General features: G+C 72.9%; 15 protein-coding genes. 7 read left to right on the forward strand and 8 right to left on the reverse strand.

Annotated elements, in window-relative coordinates; genetic code table 11:
• Window positions 1–14: 14 nt before the first annotated feature.
• Genes trmD through rpsP form a run of 4 tightly spaced genes read right to left on the reverse strand, consistent with a single transcriptional unit; the run spans window position 15 to window position 1950 of the window.
• Window positions 15–695 carry a tRNA (guanosine(37)-N1)-methyltransferase TrmD gene (gene trmD, locus IEX37_RS05465; RefSeq protein WP_188755238.1) on the reverse strand — a complete coding sequence of 227 codons (681 nt, stop codon included), beginning with the start codon at window positions 693–695 and terminating at the stop codon, window positions 15–17.
• Window positions 696–699: 4 nt separating this feature from the next.
• Window positions 700–1296, reverse strand: a complete 597-nt coding sequence (rimM, locus tag IEX37_RS05470; RefSeq protein ID WP_188755239.1) for a ribosome maturation factor RimM — start codon at window positions 1294–1296, stop codon at window positions 700–702.
• Window position 1297: 1 nt separating this feature from the next.
• A complete protein-coding gene (locus IEX37_RS05475; RefSeq protein WP_188755240.1) occupies window positions 1298–1528 on the reverse strand; it encodes an RNA-binding protein in 231 nt (76 codons plus the stop codon).
• Between the two features lie 2 nt (window positions 1529–1530).
• A complete protein-coding gene (gene rpsP, locus IEX37_RS05480) occupies window positions 1531–1950 on the reverse strand; it encodes a 30S ribosomal protein S16 (protein ID WP_188755241.1) in 420 nt (139 codons plus the stop codon).
• Between the two features lie 249 nt (window positions 1951–2199).
• On the opposite strand from rpsP, the gene IEX37_RS05485 reads away from it, so the two are divergent.
• On the forward strand, window positions 2200–3378 hold the full coding sequence (locus IEX37_RS05485; protein ID WP_188755242.1) for a glutamate--cysteine ligase: 1179 nt from the start codon (window positions 2200–2202) through the stop codon (window positions 3376–3378).
• Window positions 3379–3402: 24 nt separating this feature from the next.
• Here IEX37_RS05485 and glpK read toward each other — a convergent pair whose 3' ends face one another.
• Window positions 3403–4920 (reverse strand): glycerol kinase GlpK, encoded by a 1518-nt coding sequence (gene glpK / locus IEX37_RS05490; protein ID WP_188755243.1) that lies wholly within the window; start codon window positions 4918–4920, stop codon window positions 3403–3405.
• Window positions 4921–4998: 78 nt separating this feature from the next.
• On the opposite strand from glpK, the gene IEX37_RS05495 reads away from it, so the two are divergent.
• Window positions 4999–6732 carry a glycerol-3-phosphate dehydrogenase/oxidase gene (locus IEX37_RS05495; protein WP_188755244.1) on the forward strand — a complete coding sequence of 578 codons (1734 nt, stop codon included), beginning with the start codon at window positions 4999–5001 and terminating at the stop codon, window positions 6730–6732.
• Between the two features lie 25 nt (window positions 6733–6757).
• Here IEX37_RS05495 and ffh read toward each other — a convergent pair whose 3' ends face one another.
• From ffh to IEX37_RS05510, 3 genes are all read right to left on the reverse strand, one after another.
• Window positions 6758–8311 carry a signal recognition particle protein gene (gene ffh / locus IEX37_RS05500; RefSeq protein ID WP_188755245.1) on the reverse strand — a complete coding sequence of 518 codons (1554 nt, stop codon included), beginning with the start codon at window positions 8309–8311 and terminating at the stop codon, window positions 6758–6760.
• A 53-nt stretch (window positions 8312–8364) separates the two neighbouring features.
• Window positions 8365–8838, reverse strand: a complete 474-nt coding sequence (locus tag IEX37_RS05505) for an aromatic ring-opening dioxygenase LigA (RefSeq protein ID WP_229663092.1) — start codon at window positions 8836–8838, stop codon at window positions 8365–8367.
• Between the two features lie 98 nt (window positions 8839–8936).
• Window positions 8937–9503, reverse strand: a complete 567-nt coding sequence (locus tag IEX37_RS05510) for a TetR/AcrR family transcriptional regulator (RefSeq protein ID WP_188755246.1) — start codon at window positions 9501–9503, stop codon at window positions 8937–8939.
• 87 nt (window positions 9504–9590) lie between these two features.
• Between IEX37_RS05510 and IEX37_RS05515 the strand changes: the two genes are divergently transcribed.
• Genes IEX37_RS05515 through IEX37_RS05535 form a run of 5 tightly spaced genes read left to right on the forward strand, consistent with a single transcriptional unit; the run spans window position 9591 to window position 15355 of the window.
• Entirely contained in the window at window positions 9591–11237 is a 1647-nt protein-coding gene (locus tag IEX37_RS05515) for an ABC transporter substrate-binding protein (RefSeq protein WP_188755247.1), read from the forward strand.
• Window positions 11218–12267 (forward strand): ABC transporter permease, encoded by a 1050-nt coding sequence (locus tag IEX37_RS05520; RefSeq protein WP_188755248.1) that lies wholly within the window; start codon window positions 11218–11220, stop codon window positions 12265–12267. The genes IEX37_RS05515 and IEX37_RS05520 overlap by 20 nt, the downstream gene beginning before the upstream one ends.
• Entirely contained in the window at window positions 12264–13094 is an 831-nt protein-coding gene (locus IEX37_RS05525; protein WP_229663093.1) for an ABC transporter permease, read from the forward strand. Before IEX37_RS05520 ends, IEX37_RS05525 begins: the two co-directional genes overlap by 4 nt.
• Window positions 13091–14710, forward strand: coding sequence for an ATP-binding cassette domain-containing protein (locus tag IEX37_RS05530; protein WP_229663094.1), 1620 nt, complete (start codon window positions 13091–13093; stop codon window positions 14708–14710). The genes IEX37_RS05525 and IEX37_RS05530 overlap by 4 nt, the downstream gene beginning before the upstream one ends.
• 9 nt (window positions 14711–14719) lie before the next feature.
• The gene (locus IEX37_RS05535; RefSeq protein ID WP_188755250.1) at window positions 14720–15355 is read left to right on the forward strand and encodes an FMN-dependent NADH-azoreductase; all 636 of its coding nucleotides are present in this window, start codon (window positions 14720–14722) and stop codon (window positions 15353–15355) included.
• Window positions 15356–15362: the final 7 nt, after the last annotated feature.

The following is a 15362-nucleotide window of genomic DNA, read 5'->3' on the forward strand; positions in this document are numbered from 1 at the left end:
CCGCGCCGCGCGGCTCAGTCCGGCAGGAGGTCGGGCCGCCGCTCCCGCGTGCGCTCGATGCTCTGCTCACGGCGCCAGGCGGCCACCGCGGCGTGGTTGCCGCTCAGCAGCACGGGCGGCACCTCGAGTCCGCGCCAGACGGCGGGCTTGGTGTAGATCGGGTACTCGAGCAGCCCGTCCTCGTGCGACTCCTCCAGGAGGCTCTCCGGGTTGCCCATGAACCCGGGAAGGAGCCGGGTGATGGCCTCGATCATCGCCATCGCGGCGACCTCGCCGCCGTTGAGCACGTAGTCGCCGATGCTGACGAGGCGCACGCGGCCCCGGGCGGCGTAGTGGTCGATCACGCGCTGGTCGATGCCCTCGTAACGGCCGCAGGCGAACACGAGCTGCTTCTCCTGGGCGAGCTCGCGCGCCAGCGGCTGGCGGAAGACCTCGCCGGACGGCGTCGGCACCACCAGGACCGCGTCCTCGCCGAGGATCTCGTCGAGCGCCTCGCCCCACGGCTCCGGCTTCATGACCATGCCTGCGCCGCCGCCGTACGGCGTGTCGTCGACGGTGCGGTGGCGGTCGTGCGTCCAGTCGCGCAAGTCGTGCACCCGCACGTCGAGCAGGCCCTTCTCCCGGGCCCTGCCGAGGAGCGATACGCCCAGCACATCGAAGAACGTCGGGAAGATCGTGACAATGTCGATGCGCATCGGTTCAGGCCTCGGCGTCGCGCGTCTCCGCCTCAGCGGCCTGCTCGGGCTCCGTCTCCGGCAGCTCCTCGAACAGTCCGGGGGGCGGGGTCACGACGATGCGGCCGCCCTCCACGTCGACCTCGGGCACGATCGCGGCCACGAACGGTACGAGCACCTCGCCGGCGTCGGTCGCCACGGCCAACAGGTCCTGGGCCGGGAAATGGTCGACGCGGGCGACCTTGCCCACGACAGCGCCGTCGCGGATCACGTCCAGTCCGATCAGCTGGTGGTCGTACCACGCGTCGGGCTCGGCGGGAGCGTCCTCGTCCTGGTCGATCCACAGGATGGCGCGCACGAGCGTCTCCGCGGCGGTGCGGTCGTCGACGCCCTCGAAAAATACGACCGGGTGGGAGTTCATCCAGCGGAACTCGCGGACCGTGACGGTCTTACCGTGCCACTGCGAGTGCTCGGGGACCTGCAGGGTGAACGTCGCGCCGGGCACGAACCGGCCGTTCGGGTCATCCGTGTACAGCTCGAGCTTGAGCGCACCCTTGAGGCCGTGCGCCTTGACGAGCCGTCCGACGCGCAGCTGGTTCTTGGGAGACTTCGCCGCCGCCACGTCAGTCGTCCGCGACGTCGACGCGCACGCGCCAGCCGTCCGCGAGCGCCGACACGAGCGTGCGGAGGGCCTTCGCGGTACGACCGCCGCGCCCGATCACCCGGCCGCGGTCGTCGGGGTGGACGTGCACCTCGAGCACGTCACCCCGCGACGAGGCGGACGAGAGGATGCGCACGTCGTCCGGGTGATCGACGATCCCCTTGACGAGGTGCTCGAGCGCGGCGGCCAGCACGATTACTCGGCGGTCTCGGCCTCGGCGGCCGGCTCCGACGCCTCAGCCTCAGCCGGGGCCTCGGCCTTATTCTCGACGCGCGGCTTGACGACCGACTTCTTCGAGGAGTCGGCGACGTACGCCTGCTTCTCTTCGGCGGTCTTCAGCGTGCTCTTCGCGTCCTTGTCGCCCTTGAAGGTGCCCCAGTCGCCGGTGATCTTGAGGATGGCGCGAACCTGCTCGGTCGGCTGGGCGCCGACGGACAGCCAGTACTGCGCGCGCTCCGAGTCGACCTCGATGAACGAGGGCTCCTCGGTCGGGTGGTACTTGCCGATCTCCTCGATCACGCGACCGTCGCGCTTGGTGCGCGAGTCGGCGACGACGATGCGGTAGTACGGCGCGCGGATCTTGCCCAGGCGCTTCAGACGGATCTTGACAGCCACGATTCTCCTGTGTGGTGTGAATGACGAGACGAACCAGTCGCCCGGTGAGTGGGGTGCACACCGGCGGAAGCTCAAAAGAAGAGGACGGGGGCTGGATAGAGGGTCGAGCCACCCGGTCCGACCCTCCATTCTGCCAGATACGCGGCCCCCTCGCGAACAGGGTGTGTCGGCGGCACCGGATTCTGCCAGACGACGCGCGAGGACGGGAAGCTCACGCCTCCGGGGCGCCCGCGGTGTGAGACTGATCGCATGACCGAGCCATTCGCGCCCTCCGCCCGCTCCACCGTCGGCATCGAGTGGGAGCTCATGCTGGCGGACGGCGAGACGGGCGACCTCGTCGGGCGCGCGCCCGAGATCATGCCGGCGCTCGAGGAGGCGACGGCGCTCGAGCGCCACACCGTGACCGCCGAGCTGCTGACGAACACGGTCGAGGTGACCAGCGGCGTGGGCGACACCGTGGCCGCGGCGGTCGACGACATCTCGGATGCGATCGCCGCGGTCCGCGCGCAGACCGACCCCCTGGGGATCGAGCTGATGTGCGCCGGCAGCCATCCGTTCGCGCGCTGGTACGACCAGTCGGTCACGGACAAGACCCGCTACGCGACCCTCATCGAGCGCACCCAGTGGTGGGGCCGCAACATGATGATCTGGGGCATCCACGTGCACGTGGGCATCGACCACGTCGACAAGGTGTTCCCGATCATCCACGCCCTCACGGGTTACATCCCGCACCTGCAGGCGCTCTCGGCGTCGAGCCCGTTCTGGGCGGGCGAACGCACGGGCTACGCCTCGAACCGCGCGCTGGTCTTCCAGCAGCTGCCCACGACGGGCCTGCCGTGGGAGCTGCGGTCGTGGCGCGAGTACGAGAGCTACCTCGAGGACATGGCGCGCACGGGCGTCATCGCGGACGCGACCGAGGTGCGATGGGACATCCGTCCCGCCCCGCGATGGGGGACGATCGAGATCCGCGCGTGCGACGGCATGTCGACCCTGCCCGAGCTCGCTGCGGTCGCCGCGCTCGTGCAGACGCTCGTGGAGTCGTTCTCGCGCGACCTCGACGAGGGGCGAGAGCTGCCGTCGCTGCAGCCGTGGTTCACGCGCGAGAACAAGTGGCGCGCGGCGCGCTACGGCCTGGAGGCGGAGGTGATCGTGGACCGGGAGGGGACGCAGGTGCCCGTGCAGGAGCACCTGCGGGAGACGCTCGAGCGCCTCGAGCCCGTCGCAGCGGAGCTGAAGTGCGCGCGCGAGTTCGCGGGCGTCGGCGAGATCCTCGACCGCGGCGCCAGCTACGAGCGGCAGGTGGCGGTCGCGGACGCGGCGGACGGCGACCTGCGCGAGGTGGCGCGCTCGCTCATCCGCGAGTTCCGCAACGGCCCCACCCTGCGCGAGCACATCGGCCTGGGCCGCCTCACTCCCCCGCAGCCCTGACCTGCGCGCGCCGCCGGCGCGGGCTCAGCGCTCCCAGTCGAACGTGCGCGTCACGGCGTCCTTCCAGCGCGCCAGGCGGGCCTCGCGGTCTGATGCGGCCATGGCCGGCTCCCAGCGGCGGTCCTCACGCCACAGGGCGCGCAGCTCGTCGAGGCTGTCCCAGAAGCCGACGGCCAGGCCCGCGGCGTATGCCGCGCCGAGCGCCGTGGTCTCGGTCACCTCGGGGCGCAGCACGGGCACACCCAGGATGTCCGCCTGGAACTGCATGAGGGCGTCGTTGGCGACCATGCCACCGTCCACGCGCAGCTCCTCGAGCCCGATCCCGGCGTCGGCGGCCACGGCGTCCAGCACCTCGCGCGTCTGGAACGCGACGGACTCGAGCGCCGCGCGCGCGATGTGGCCCTTGTTCGCGTAGCGGGTGAGCCCCAGGATCGCGCCGCGCGCGTCGGGGCGCCAGTACGGCGCGAACAGGCCGGAGAACGCCGGCACGATGTACACGCCGCCGTTGTCCTCCACCGTGGCGGCGAGTTGCTCGACCTCGGGAGAGGTGCGGATGATCCCGAGATTGTCGCGCAGCCACTGGATGAGCGATCCGGTCACCGCGATCGAGCCCTCCAGCGCGTACCGCGGCGCCTCGTCGCCGAGCTTGTACGCGACGGTCGTGATCAGCCCGTTGCGCGAGCGGACGATCTCCTCCCCCGTCTGGAAGATCAGGAAGTTACCCGTGCCGTAGGTGTTCTTCGACTCGCCGCGCTCGAACGCGGCCTGGCCGAACGTCGCCGCCTGCTGGTCCCCGAGGATGCCCGCGATGGGCGTCTCCCGCAGCAGGCTCCGCGTGCCGGCATGTCCGTAGACCTCGGACGAGGAGCGGATCTCCGGGAGCATCGCGCGTGGGATGGCGAACGCGGCGAGGAGTTCGTCGTCCCAGTCGAGCGTGCGCAGGTCCATCAGCAGTGTGCGGCTGGCGTTCGTGACGTCGGTGACGTGCACGCCCGCTCCCGCTCCCCCGCGACCGCCCGCGCCCCCGGTGAGGTTCCACAGCACCCACGTGTCGGTGGTCCCGAACAGCAGCTCGCCGGCCTCCGCGCGCTCGCGGGCGCCCTCCACGCTGTCGAGGATCCAGGCGATCTTGGTCGCGGAGAAGTATGTCGCCAGCGGCAGCCCCGTCACGTCGGCGAAGCGATCCGTCCCGCCCTCGGCGGCGAGCTCGTCGACCATCCCCTGCGTCCGGGTGTCCTGCCAGACGATCGCATTGGCGATGGGCCGTCCCGTGACGCGATCCCACACCACGGCCGTCTCGCGCTGGTTCGTGATGCCGATCGCCGCGACGTCGTGGCGCGTGATGTCGGCTTTCGCCAGCGCCTGCCCGATCGCCTCGCGCGTGTTGGCCCAGATCTCCATGGGGTCGTGCTCGACCCATCCCGGGCGCGGGAACACCTGTCGATGCTCGAGCTGTCCCGTGGCGACGGGGCGGCCGGCGCGGTCGAACACGATGGCGCGCGTGCTGGTGGTGCCCTGATCGATCGCGACGACGTAGTCCATGGATCCCTAGGGTAGAGGTGAGCGCCCATCGGGACCGCCCACCGGGGTCCCGGGACCAGGCGAGCCAGAGGGGGAACCATGCCGGCCCAGCCCGAACGCGCCAGCGTGACCGAGGCGCGCACCGCGGGGCGCACCAGCGTGCTGATCGTCGGCGGCGGGATCAACGGCATCGCCACGTTCCGTGATCTGGCGCTGCAGGGCGTCGACGTGCTCCTGGTCGAGCGCGGCGACTTCGCCTCCGGCGCGTCCGCAGCCTCGAGCCACATGATCCACGGCGGCATCCGCTACCTGGAGAACGGCGAGTTCCGCCTCGTCAAGGAGTCGGTGCGCGAGCGCAACGGCCTGCTGCGCATCGCGCCGCACTACGTCAGGCCCCTGCGCACCACGATCCCGATCTTCTCGACCTTCTCGGGGCTGCTCACGGCCCCGCTGCGCTTCCTGACCCACCGTTCGGGACCGCCCGCCGAGCGCGGTGCGCTGCTGATCAAGGTGGGCCTGGTGCTGTACGACGCGTTCTCCGGCGCGGGACGCGTCGCGCCCCGCCACGCGTTCCTCGGACGCCGTCGATCGCTGCGGCAGCTGCCCGCGCTCAACCGCGAGCTGAAGTACACCGCGACGTACTTCGACGCGTCCATGCACGACCCCGAGCGGCTCGCGCTCGATGTGCTGCTGGACGGCCTCGCGGCGCACCCCGCCAGCGGACAGGCGGGGGCGCGCGCCCTCAACTACGTCGAGGCCGTGGGCCGCGACGGCGCGGCGGTGCGACTGCGCGACCGTCTCACCGGCGCCGAGTTCGCGGTGGAGGCCGACGTCGTCGTGAACGCGTCGGGTCCGTGGACCGACCTCACCAACGCGTCGCTGGGCGCGCCCACCCGCTTCATGGGGGGCACGAAGGGCTCGCACGTCGTGCTCGACCATCCCGAGCTGCTGCGGGCAACGGGCGGGCGCGAGATCTTCTTCGAGAACGCCGACGGGCGGATCGTGCTGATCTACCCGCTCAAGGGCCGCGTGATGGTGGGCACGACCGACATCGACGCGGATCCGGCCGAGCCGGCGGTGTGCACGGAGGAGGAGGTCGACTACTTCTTCGACCTGATCCGGATCGTGTTCCCCCGGATCGCCGTGGATCGCTCCCAGATCGTCTACCGCTTCTCGGCCATCCGCCCGCTCCCGCGCCACGAGGACACCGCGCCCGGCTTCGTCTCGCGCGACTACCGGATCGAGGTGGACCGGCCGTGGGCCGCGACGGAGGGCCGGCGGGTACCGCTGGTGAGCCTCGTCGGAGGCAAGTGGACGACGTTCCGGGCGCTCGGCGAGCACCTGGCAGACACGGTGCTGGCCCTGCTCGGGCGCGAGCGCACCGTGCGCACCGCGGGGCGGGTCATCGGCGGCGGGCGCGACTACCCCCGCACTCCCACCGACCAGGCCGCGTGGCTGCGCCTGCACCTGGGCGAGGATTCCCCGCGCACGCGCCTGCTGCTCGAGCGCTACGGCACCCGGGCCGCGGCGCTCGGGGCGTTCCTCGCGGAGGGCCCCGACGAGCCGCTCCTGGGGGGCGGGCTGTCGACCCGCGAGCTGGCGTGGATGGTGCGCGAGGAGCACGTGGCACACGTGGCCGACGTGGTGTTCCGTCGCACCGATCTGGCCTTCACCGGACGCGCGGACCGCGACGCGATCGAAACGATCGCCGACGCTCTCGCCCCGCTCCTCGGCTGGGACCCCGCGGCGCGCGACGCCCAGGTCGCCCAGACCGTCGCGCAGCTGCGCGACCTCCACGGCGTCGACGTCGACACCCCCGTTCCGGCGCGCTGAGCGGGCCCCCGACGGGGCGGCGGGGTCAGCCCTTGCCGAAGAGCTTCTGGATCTCGGCCAGGTCGGCCTCGCTCGGCGCCTTGGCCGCGCCGAGGCCGAAGCCCGAGCCCGTGGGCTGCTGCGTCGCGGCGAGGCCCGCGTTCTCCGCGGCGCGCTTGGCGGGGTTGCCCGAGCGCGAGCCGCCCTTCTTCTTCGCCGCCTTGCCGCGCTTGGACGACCCGCCGGGACGCCCCATCCCCGGAACCAGACCCATGCCCGGGATGTTCGGGGTGCCCCCGCGGGCGACGGTCTTCATCATCTTCGCGGCCTGCTCGAAGCGGTTCACGAGCTGGTTGACGTCGGTGACGGTCACGCCCGACCCGCGCGCGATGCGCGCCCGGCGCGAGCCGTTGAGGATCTTGGTGTTCTGACGCTCGGCGGGGGTCATCGAGCGGATGATCGCCTCGGTGCGGCCGATCTCGCTCTCGTCGAAGTCCTCGAGCTGCTGCTTCATCTGGCCCATGCCCGGCAGCATGCCGAGCATCTTCTTCATCGAGCCCATCTTCTTGAGCTGCTGCATCTGCTCGAGGAAGTCCTCGAGCGTGAACTGATCCTTCGCGAACTTCTCGGCGACCTTCGCCGCCTCCTCCTCGTCGAAGGCCTGCTGCGCTTGCTCGATGAGGGTCAGGATGTCGCCGAGGTCGAGGATGCGGCTCGCCATGCGGTCGGGGTGGAACGGCTCGAGGTCGTCGAGGCCCTCACCCGTCGAGGCGAAGATGATCGGCCGTCCGGTGAGCGAGGCGACCGACAGCGCGGCGCCGCCGCGCGCATCGCCGTCGAGCTTCGACAGCACGACGCCCGTGAAGTCGACGCCGTCCTGGAACGCCTTGGCGACGTTGACCGCGTCCTGGCCGATCGTCGCGTCGATGACGAACAGCACCTCGTCCGGGTTCGTCGCCTTGCGGATGTCCGCCGCCTGCTTCATCAGCTCGGCGTCCACGCCGAGGCGGCCGGCCGTGTCGATGATGACCACATCGTGCAGCTTCTGGCGGGCGTACTCGACGCCGTCGCGCGAGACGCGCACGGGGTCGCCCACCCCGTTGCCCGGCTCGGGCGCGTAGACCGCCGCGCCCGCACGCTCGGCCACGACCTGCAGCTGGTTCACGGCGTTGGGCCGCTGGAGGTCGGCCGCGACCAGCAGCGGCGTGTGGCCGTCCTTCTCCAGCTGGCGCGCGAGCTTGCCCGCGAAGGTCGTCTTACCGGATCCCTGCAGGCCCGCCAGCATGATCACGGTGGGCGGGTTCTTGGCGAACTGCAGGCGGCGCTGTTCGCCGCCGAGGATGCCCACCAGTTCCTCGTTCACGATCTGCACGACCTGCTGCGCGGGGTTCAGCGCACGGTTGACCTCGTCGCCCAGGGCGCGCTCGCGCACCCGCGCGGTGAAGTCCTTCACGACGGTCAGCGCGACGTCCGCGTCGAGCAGTGCGCGCCGGATCTCGCGGACGGTGCCGTCGACGTCGGCCGGGGAGAGCTTGCCCTTCGTGCGAAGGTTGCGGAAGGTCTCGGTGAGCCGATCGGAGAGCGTGCCGAAGGTTGCCATGATGGCCCAAGTCTACGTGACCGTGCTCCGCGGCCGGCGGCCGGGCGGACGGCTCAGGCCTGCAGCGCGGCGCGGGCGGCGGCGAGCCGGCGCAGGCCCCACCCGAGGATGATCGCGAGCACGCCCGTCCCGATCGCGAACGCCGCCACGCCGAACGACACGACCGACGTGAACAGCGACGCGCGCAGGAACGACGCGTTCATCATGGTCGCGCGCACGGGGTCGTCCTGGGCGAGCTCGGCGTACGTCTTGCCCCCGCTCGCCTCGAGCGCGTGGTGCTGGATGATGTCGGCCTGCACGAATGCCGTGAGCGGCCCGCTCACCACCTGGCCCTGGAACGCCATGGCGTCGTCGGGGACCACGATGTTCTCCGCCCGCAGCTGCATCGCTACCATGACCCAGACGACGATCCCGACGAGGATCAGGACCAGTCCGCCGACCATGGCCAGGGTGCCGGCCACGCGACTGGAACGAAGGGCTCCCGCTGCGTCGGGCGCGCCTGTTCCCCGTTCGTGCGTCTCGCTCATGCCCGCCCCCCCGAAGTGCTCGGTCTCGATCCTCGGTGCGTCCGTCACTCCACGCTACGCAGTCCCGGCGTGCCGGACAAGGGAGATCCGGACGCCCGTCAGTCGGTGGGGATGAGCCCGATGGCGGCGAGCGCCTCGTCGAGCACGGCCGCGAGCGCCGTGCGCCCCGGTCCCGCGAGAGACCACCGCTCGACGGCGGCGACCACGGCGCCTCCGTACGCGGCGCCCGCGACCTCCGCCACGAGGGCGTCCGTTCCGCCACGGCGCAACGCCCCGGCCACCGCCCGCGCCACGCGTGCCCGGCGCAGCGCTGCCTCGCGCTCCAGTTCCGCGGCCACGCCCATCGCCTCGGCGTTCGCGAACGCGAGGGCCAGCGCGTCCGGCGCGAACCCGCTCGCCACGGCGCGCACCGCGTCGCCGACGGACCGCCCGGGGACCGCCAGGTCGCGCTCGAGTCGGTCGAGCCGCTCGTCGAGCGAGCCCCACAGCAGCCCGGCCTTGGAGTCGACGTAGTTGAAGAAGCTCGACCGGCTGACGCCGGCGCGGGCCGCGATGTCCGCGGTCGACGTCGCCTCGTACCCCTTCTCGAGGAACAGCTCGCACGCCGCTTCGGCCAGCGTGGCGCGCGACGACGCCTTGGGGCGGCCCGCGCGCGAGGTGCTCATGGCACCAGCGTACGGCGAGAGGCGATCCGGTCGCCCTGCGAGGGGAGTATTGTTGGACTCAGTCCGAATACTCCCGAGAAGGTGCCCATGCTTCGTCGCGCCCTGCCCGCGCTCGTCCTCGTGTCCGCCACCGCGCTCGTCGCCACCGCCTGCTCACCCGGTGGCGGCGGCGCAGCAGAGCCACACGAGGGCGGCACGCTCGTCTACGCCTCGGGGGACGCCGAGCCCACGTGCCTCGACCCGCACGTGGGCGGCAACTACCCGCAGGCGCTCATCAGCACGCAGTATCTGGAGCCGCTCGTGGGACGCACCGCGGACGGGACGATCACACCGTGGCTCGCCGAGGAGTGGGAGGTGTCCGACGACGGCCTCACGTGGGACTTCACGCTGCGCGAGGGCGTGACGTTCACCGACGGCACCCCGCTGGACGCCGAGGCCGTCAAGGTCAACATCGAGCATCTGCAGGATCCGGCCACCGGATCGTCGACCGGCTACCTCGCGGTCGGCAAGGTCGCGGAGGTCGAGGCGGTCGACGCGACGCACGCGCGCTTCCACCTGTCCGAACCGGACTCCGCGCTGCTGGAATCGCTCAGCATGCAGTGGACCGCGATCCAGTCCCCCGCCGGCATCGCGCGCGGCATGGAGGAGAACTGCGCGGCGCCGATCGGCACGGGTCCCTTCATCGTGGACGAATGGGTGCCGCAGCAGCAGATCACCCTCGTCCGCAACCCGGACTACCGTACTCCGGGACCCCAGACCCAGCTCGAGGGGCCGGCGCACCTGGACGAGATCGTGTGGCGCTTCATCCCGGACGCCGCGACGCGCCAGGCCGCTCTCGTCTCCGGCGAGGTGCACGTGATCGACAACCCGCAGCCGGACGCGATCGTATCCGCGCAGCAGGCGGAGGACATCGAGCACATCGACGCCCCCCGCCCCGGGTCCGTCAACCGCATCGAGCTCAACACGGCACAGCCTCCGTTCGACGACATCCGCGTGCGCGAGGCGTTCATCCGCGCGGCCGACCCGAACCCGGGCATCGAGGCGCTCTACCTCGGCACGGTCGAGCGCTCCTACTCGCCGCTGGCGAGCACCGAGCCGACGGGAGAAAGCGACGACAGCCTCTTCGAGACGGACGTCGCCGAGGCGGACGCGCTGCTGGACGCGGCCGGTTGGACCGAGCGCGACGCCGACGGCGTGCGGATGAAGGACGGACGCCGCCTGAGCGTGCGCTTCCCGGTCAGCACGAACCAGTCCGTGGCGGCCGAGCAGTCCCTGTTCGAGCAGATCCAGGCGAATGTGCGAGCCGTGGGGTTCGACGTGACGCTGACGCCGCTCGACCTGTCCGCGTGGTACGGCGCGATCGGATTCGCCGAGGGGCAGAGCGAGTACTCCTACGAGGCCGTCAGCGCCCCGTACACGCGCGTCGGGCCGGAGGTGCTGCGCGTGCTCTATCACTCGGACGGCATCGAGCCCGCCCCGTCGGGCTACTTCGCGAACCACGCCCAGCTCGCCGACCCGGAGCTCGACGCCCTGCTCGACGAGGCATCGGCGAGTCACGACGAGGACGTGCGCGCCGACCTCTACGCGCAGGCCCAGCAGCGCATCCTGGAGAGCTACGCGATCCTGCCGCTGTACGACCAGCAGAACCACTTCCTCACCCGTGGCGTGACGGGAGTGACGACGCTCGGCACGGTCGCCACGCCGACCTTCGTCGATGCCCGCCTCACGGACTGACGCCGGCGCCGCGCTTCGCCGCGCGCCCGGCTGGCTGCGGTGGCTGGCCGGGCGCGTGGGCGGTGCGCTCCTGGTGGTGTGGGTGGTCGCCACGGTCGTGTTCTTCGCGCTGCGCGCCTCCGGTGATCCGCTCGAGGCGATCCTCGGCGGGCCGGGCTCGCAGGCGAGCCCGGAGGCCGTCGCCCACGCGCGCGCGGAGTACGGGCTCGACCAGCCGCTGCTCGTGCAGTACGCGCTTCAGCTGTGGCGCATCGCGACGCTGCAGCTCGGCGACTCGTACGCGCGCCGGCAACCCGTGGTGGAGCTGATCGCCGCGCAGCTGCCCGCGACCCTCCTTCTCGCGACCCTGGCCCTCCTCCTCGCCTGGGCGCTCGCTCTCGTCGGCGCCACGATCGCGGCCGTCTCGCGCGGGCGCGCGGGCCGCGCCGCGGTCGCCGCGCTGCGGGGGCTCGAGCTCGTCGCGACCGTCACGCCGCAGTTCTGGCTGGGCGCCGTGCTCATCCTCGTCTTCGCGTCGTCGCTGCGCATCCTGCCCGCGACGAGTTCCGGGGCGGATCCGGCGGGCCTCGTGCTGCCCGTCGTCACGCTCGCGATCCCGATCGCCGGGTTCCTGGCCCAGGTGTCGCGCGACGCGCTGGTCGACGCCGACCGCGCCCCGTTCGCAACCACCGCGCGCTCCCGCGGTGCGGGAGAGCCGCGCGTGCTGCTGCATCACACGCTCCGGCATGCGAGCTTGCCGGCGCTGTCCCTGTCCGGCTGGGCGTTCGGCAACCTGCTCAGCGGCGCCGTCATCGTGGAGTCGCTCTTCGCGCGGCCCGGGCTCGGCCGTCTGCTGCTCGACGGCGCACTCGGCCGGGACGTGCCGCTCGTGATCGGCGCGGTCGTCGTCGTGGCCGTGCTCTACGTGATCGTCGTGACGGCCGTGGACGCCGCCGAGCTTGTCGTCGACCCGCGCCTGCGCGCGCCGCGACGGTCGGTCGCGGCGCGCGGGACACCCCCGCGGACCCCGGAGCTGGCGGTGGGATCGTGACGGCGCAGGCGGGCGCGCGCGCTCGGACACGGCTGGGGCCGAGCGGCGTCGCGGCGGCGGGCGCGCTGCTGGCGATCCTCGTCGCGGTCATCGCCCCGTCGGCGCTCGCTCCCGGCGACCCCCTGGCCATCGCGCCCGCGCAGGCATTCTCTCCCCCGTCCTGGGCGCATCCCTTCGGCACGGACGAGTCCGGACGCGACCTGTTCACGCGCGTCGTCCACGGCGCGACGGCCTCGGCCGGGATCGGGCTCGCCGCGACCGCGATCGGCATCGGCATCGGCCTCGTGCTCGGCTTCGCGGGCGCGCTCGGCCCGGCCTGGCTCGATGCCGCCATCGCACGCGTCGTCGAGGTACTGTTCGCGCTGCCGACGCTGGTCATGGCGCTGCTGCTGGTCGCGGTGATCGGCCCGGGCACCGGCGCCTCGGTGCTCGCGATCGGCATCGCGACGGCACCCGGTTACGCGCGGATCCTCCGCGCCCGACTGCGCGGCGTCGTGCGAAGCGAGTACGTGCGCTTCGCACGACACGAGGGCGCCGGGCCGCTCACGGTGTTCACGCGGCACATCGCCCCGAACACCCTGTGGCCGCTCGTGGCGACGGCCACGCTCGGCGTCGGACAGGCGATCGTCTGGGTGTCGGCGCTGAGCTTCCTGGGGCTGGGGGCCCTGCCGCCGTCGCCCGAGTGGGGCGCGATGCTGAACGCCGGGCGCGTGTACATCTCCACGGCATGGTGGATGACCGTGTTCCCCGGGCTCGCCATCGTGGCCACCGCGACCGTTCTCACGGTGCTCGGGCGCCGCGCCTCCGGAGCGGGAGGCGCCGCGTGAGCGCCCGCCCTGCCGCCCACGAGGCCGGCCCGCCGCTCCTGCGGCTGCGCGACCTGCGGGTGTCGCTGCCGAACGGGACGCGCGGGCACACCCCGGTGCTCCGCGGCATCGACCTCGACGTCGCCCCCGGCGAGTGCGTGGCGGTGGTCGGGGAATCCGGCGCGGGGAAGTCCGTCCTCGCCCGGACCGTGCTGGGGCTCACGCGCCGCGAGGGCGCGCACGTGGACGCGGCGCAGTTCACGATCGCCGCACGGGACGGGCTTCGGCTGAGCGAGCGCGAATGGCGCGGCGTGCGCGGCGGCGCAGCCGCGCTCGTCCTGCAGGATGCGCTGCAGTCGCTGGATCCGCTTCGCACGATCGGCGCCGAGGTCGGCGAGAGCCTCGCGGTGCGCGGTGTGCCACGGCCCGAGCGGCGGCGCCGGGTGATCGACGCCCTGCGGTCGGCGGGCCTGCCCCTCGGCGCGGCCCAGCCCGCGGAGTGCGGCGGCGAGGAGGGCGGCGGTGCGGACCCGGCGACCGCGGACGATCGGGAAGCGGCTCGGTGGCTGCGGCGTCGGCCCGGCGAGTTCTCGGGGGGCATGCGTCAGCGCGCTCTCATCGCGTCCGCCCTCGTCGGCGGTGCAGCCCTCCTGGTGGCCGACGAGCCGACGACGGCGCTCGACGCGACGACCGCCGTGCGCGTGCTCGACCTGCTCGCGCGCCTGCGCGACGAGGGCACGGGCATCCTGTTCATCACCCACGACCTCGGCGCCGTCGAGCGCCTCGCCGACCGCGTCGCGGTGATCGAGGACGGCCGCATCGCGGAGACCGGCGACGCCCGCACGCTGCTGACCGCACCGCGCCATGCCACGACGCGGGCGCTCCTCGCCGCGGTGCCGCGCGGAGCCAAACCCGGCCCGGCCCCCGCCGCGGGACGCGATGTCCTGCGCGCCCGCGGGGCTGTCCGGCGCTACCACGGCGCCTCGGGCGAGGTGGTGGCCGTGGATGGCGTCGACCTCGTGCTTCGCGCCGGAGAGGCGCTGGGGATCGTGGGCGAGTCGGGCTCGGGGAAGTCGACCCTCGCCCGGCTGCTCGTGGGTTTCGAGGAGCCGGACGCCGGCTCGGTCAGCCGGGCGGAGGGCGCGCGCATCCGCCTCGTCCCCCAGGACCCGCTCGGATCGTTCGACCCGCGGCACTCCGTCGAGCGGATCCTGCGCCACGCCCGGCGCGACGACGCCCCGACGCCGGCGGAGCTGCTCCGCCGGGTCGGGCTCGACCCGGCGATGCTCCCCCGCCGGCCCGCCCACCTCTCGGGCGGACAGCGCCAGCGGGTGGCGATCGCGCGCGCGCTCGCCGGGCGCCCGGACGTGCTGGTGTGCGACGAGCCCGTGTCGGCGCTCGACGTCACGACCCAGGCGGGAATCCTCGACCTGCTCGGCGAGCTGCAGCGTCGCGACGGCCTCGCCATGGTGTTCATCTCGCACGACCTCGCGGTCGTGCGCCGCGTCAGCGACCGGGTCGCCGTCATGCGGGCGGGCCAGGTGCTGGAGCAGGGCGCCACCGAGCATGTGCTCGCGCGCCCGTGGCATCCGTACACGCGCGAGCTCGTCGCGGCGGCGGGCAGCGCCGGTCGGTAGCATCGGTGCATGACGACGCTGCTGCACCTCGACTCCTCCGCCGACACCCAGCACTCGACCACGCGCGACCTCACGGCGGCCTTCGCCGACGCCTGGCAGGCCGCCGGGGAGGGCCGCCGCATCGTGCACCGCGACCTGCACGCCGACCCGCCGCCGCACCTGGCGGCCGCGGACCTGCACTGGCCCGCCACGATGCGGCGGGGTGTCGTGCCGCCGCATGCCGACGCGACCCAGCGCGCACTGGTGGACGAGCTGCTGGCCGCCGATGCGCTCGTCATCGGGGTGCCGCTCTACAACTACTCGATGCCGTCGACGCTCAAAGCATGGCTCGATCACATCCACGTGCCGGGCGGGACCGCGCCGTTCGGCTCCGAGGAGCCCCCGCTCGCCGGCCGGCCTGCCGTGCTCGTCACCGCCCGCGGCGGGGTGTACGACGCGGGCACGCCGATGGAGGGAGCCGATCACGCGGTGCCGCCGCTGCGCCTGGTGCTCGGCGAGGCGCTGGGGATGACGGTGCACGTCGTCGCGGTCAATCGCACGCTCGCCGGGTTCCTGCCGCCGCTCGCGGCCGAGGCGGAGGCTCACCGCGCCGAGCGCGAGGACGCGCTGACCCGGCTGCGGGAGCTGGCCGCCGCCCTGAGCTGAGCGACGC

This window comes from Microbacterium album, from assembly GCF_014643695.1.
In the GTDB taxonomy this organism is placed as follows: domain Bacteria; phylum Actinomycetota; class Actinomycetes; order Actinomycetales; family Microbacteriaceae; genus Microbacterium; species Microbacterium album.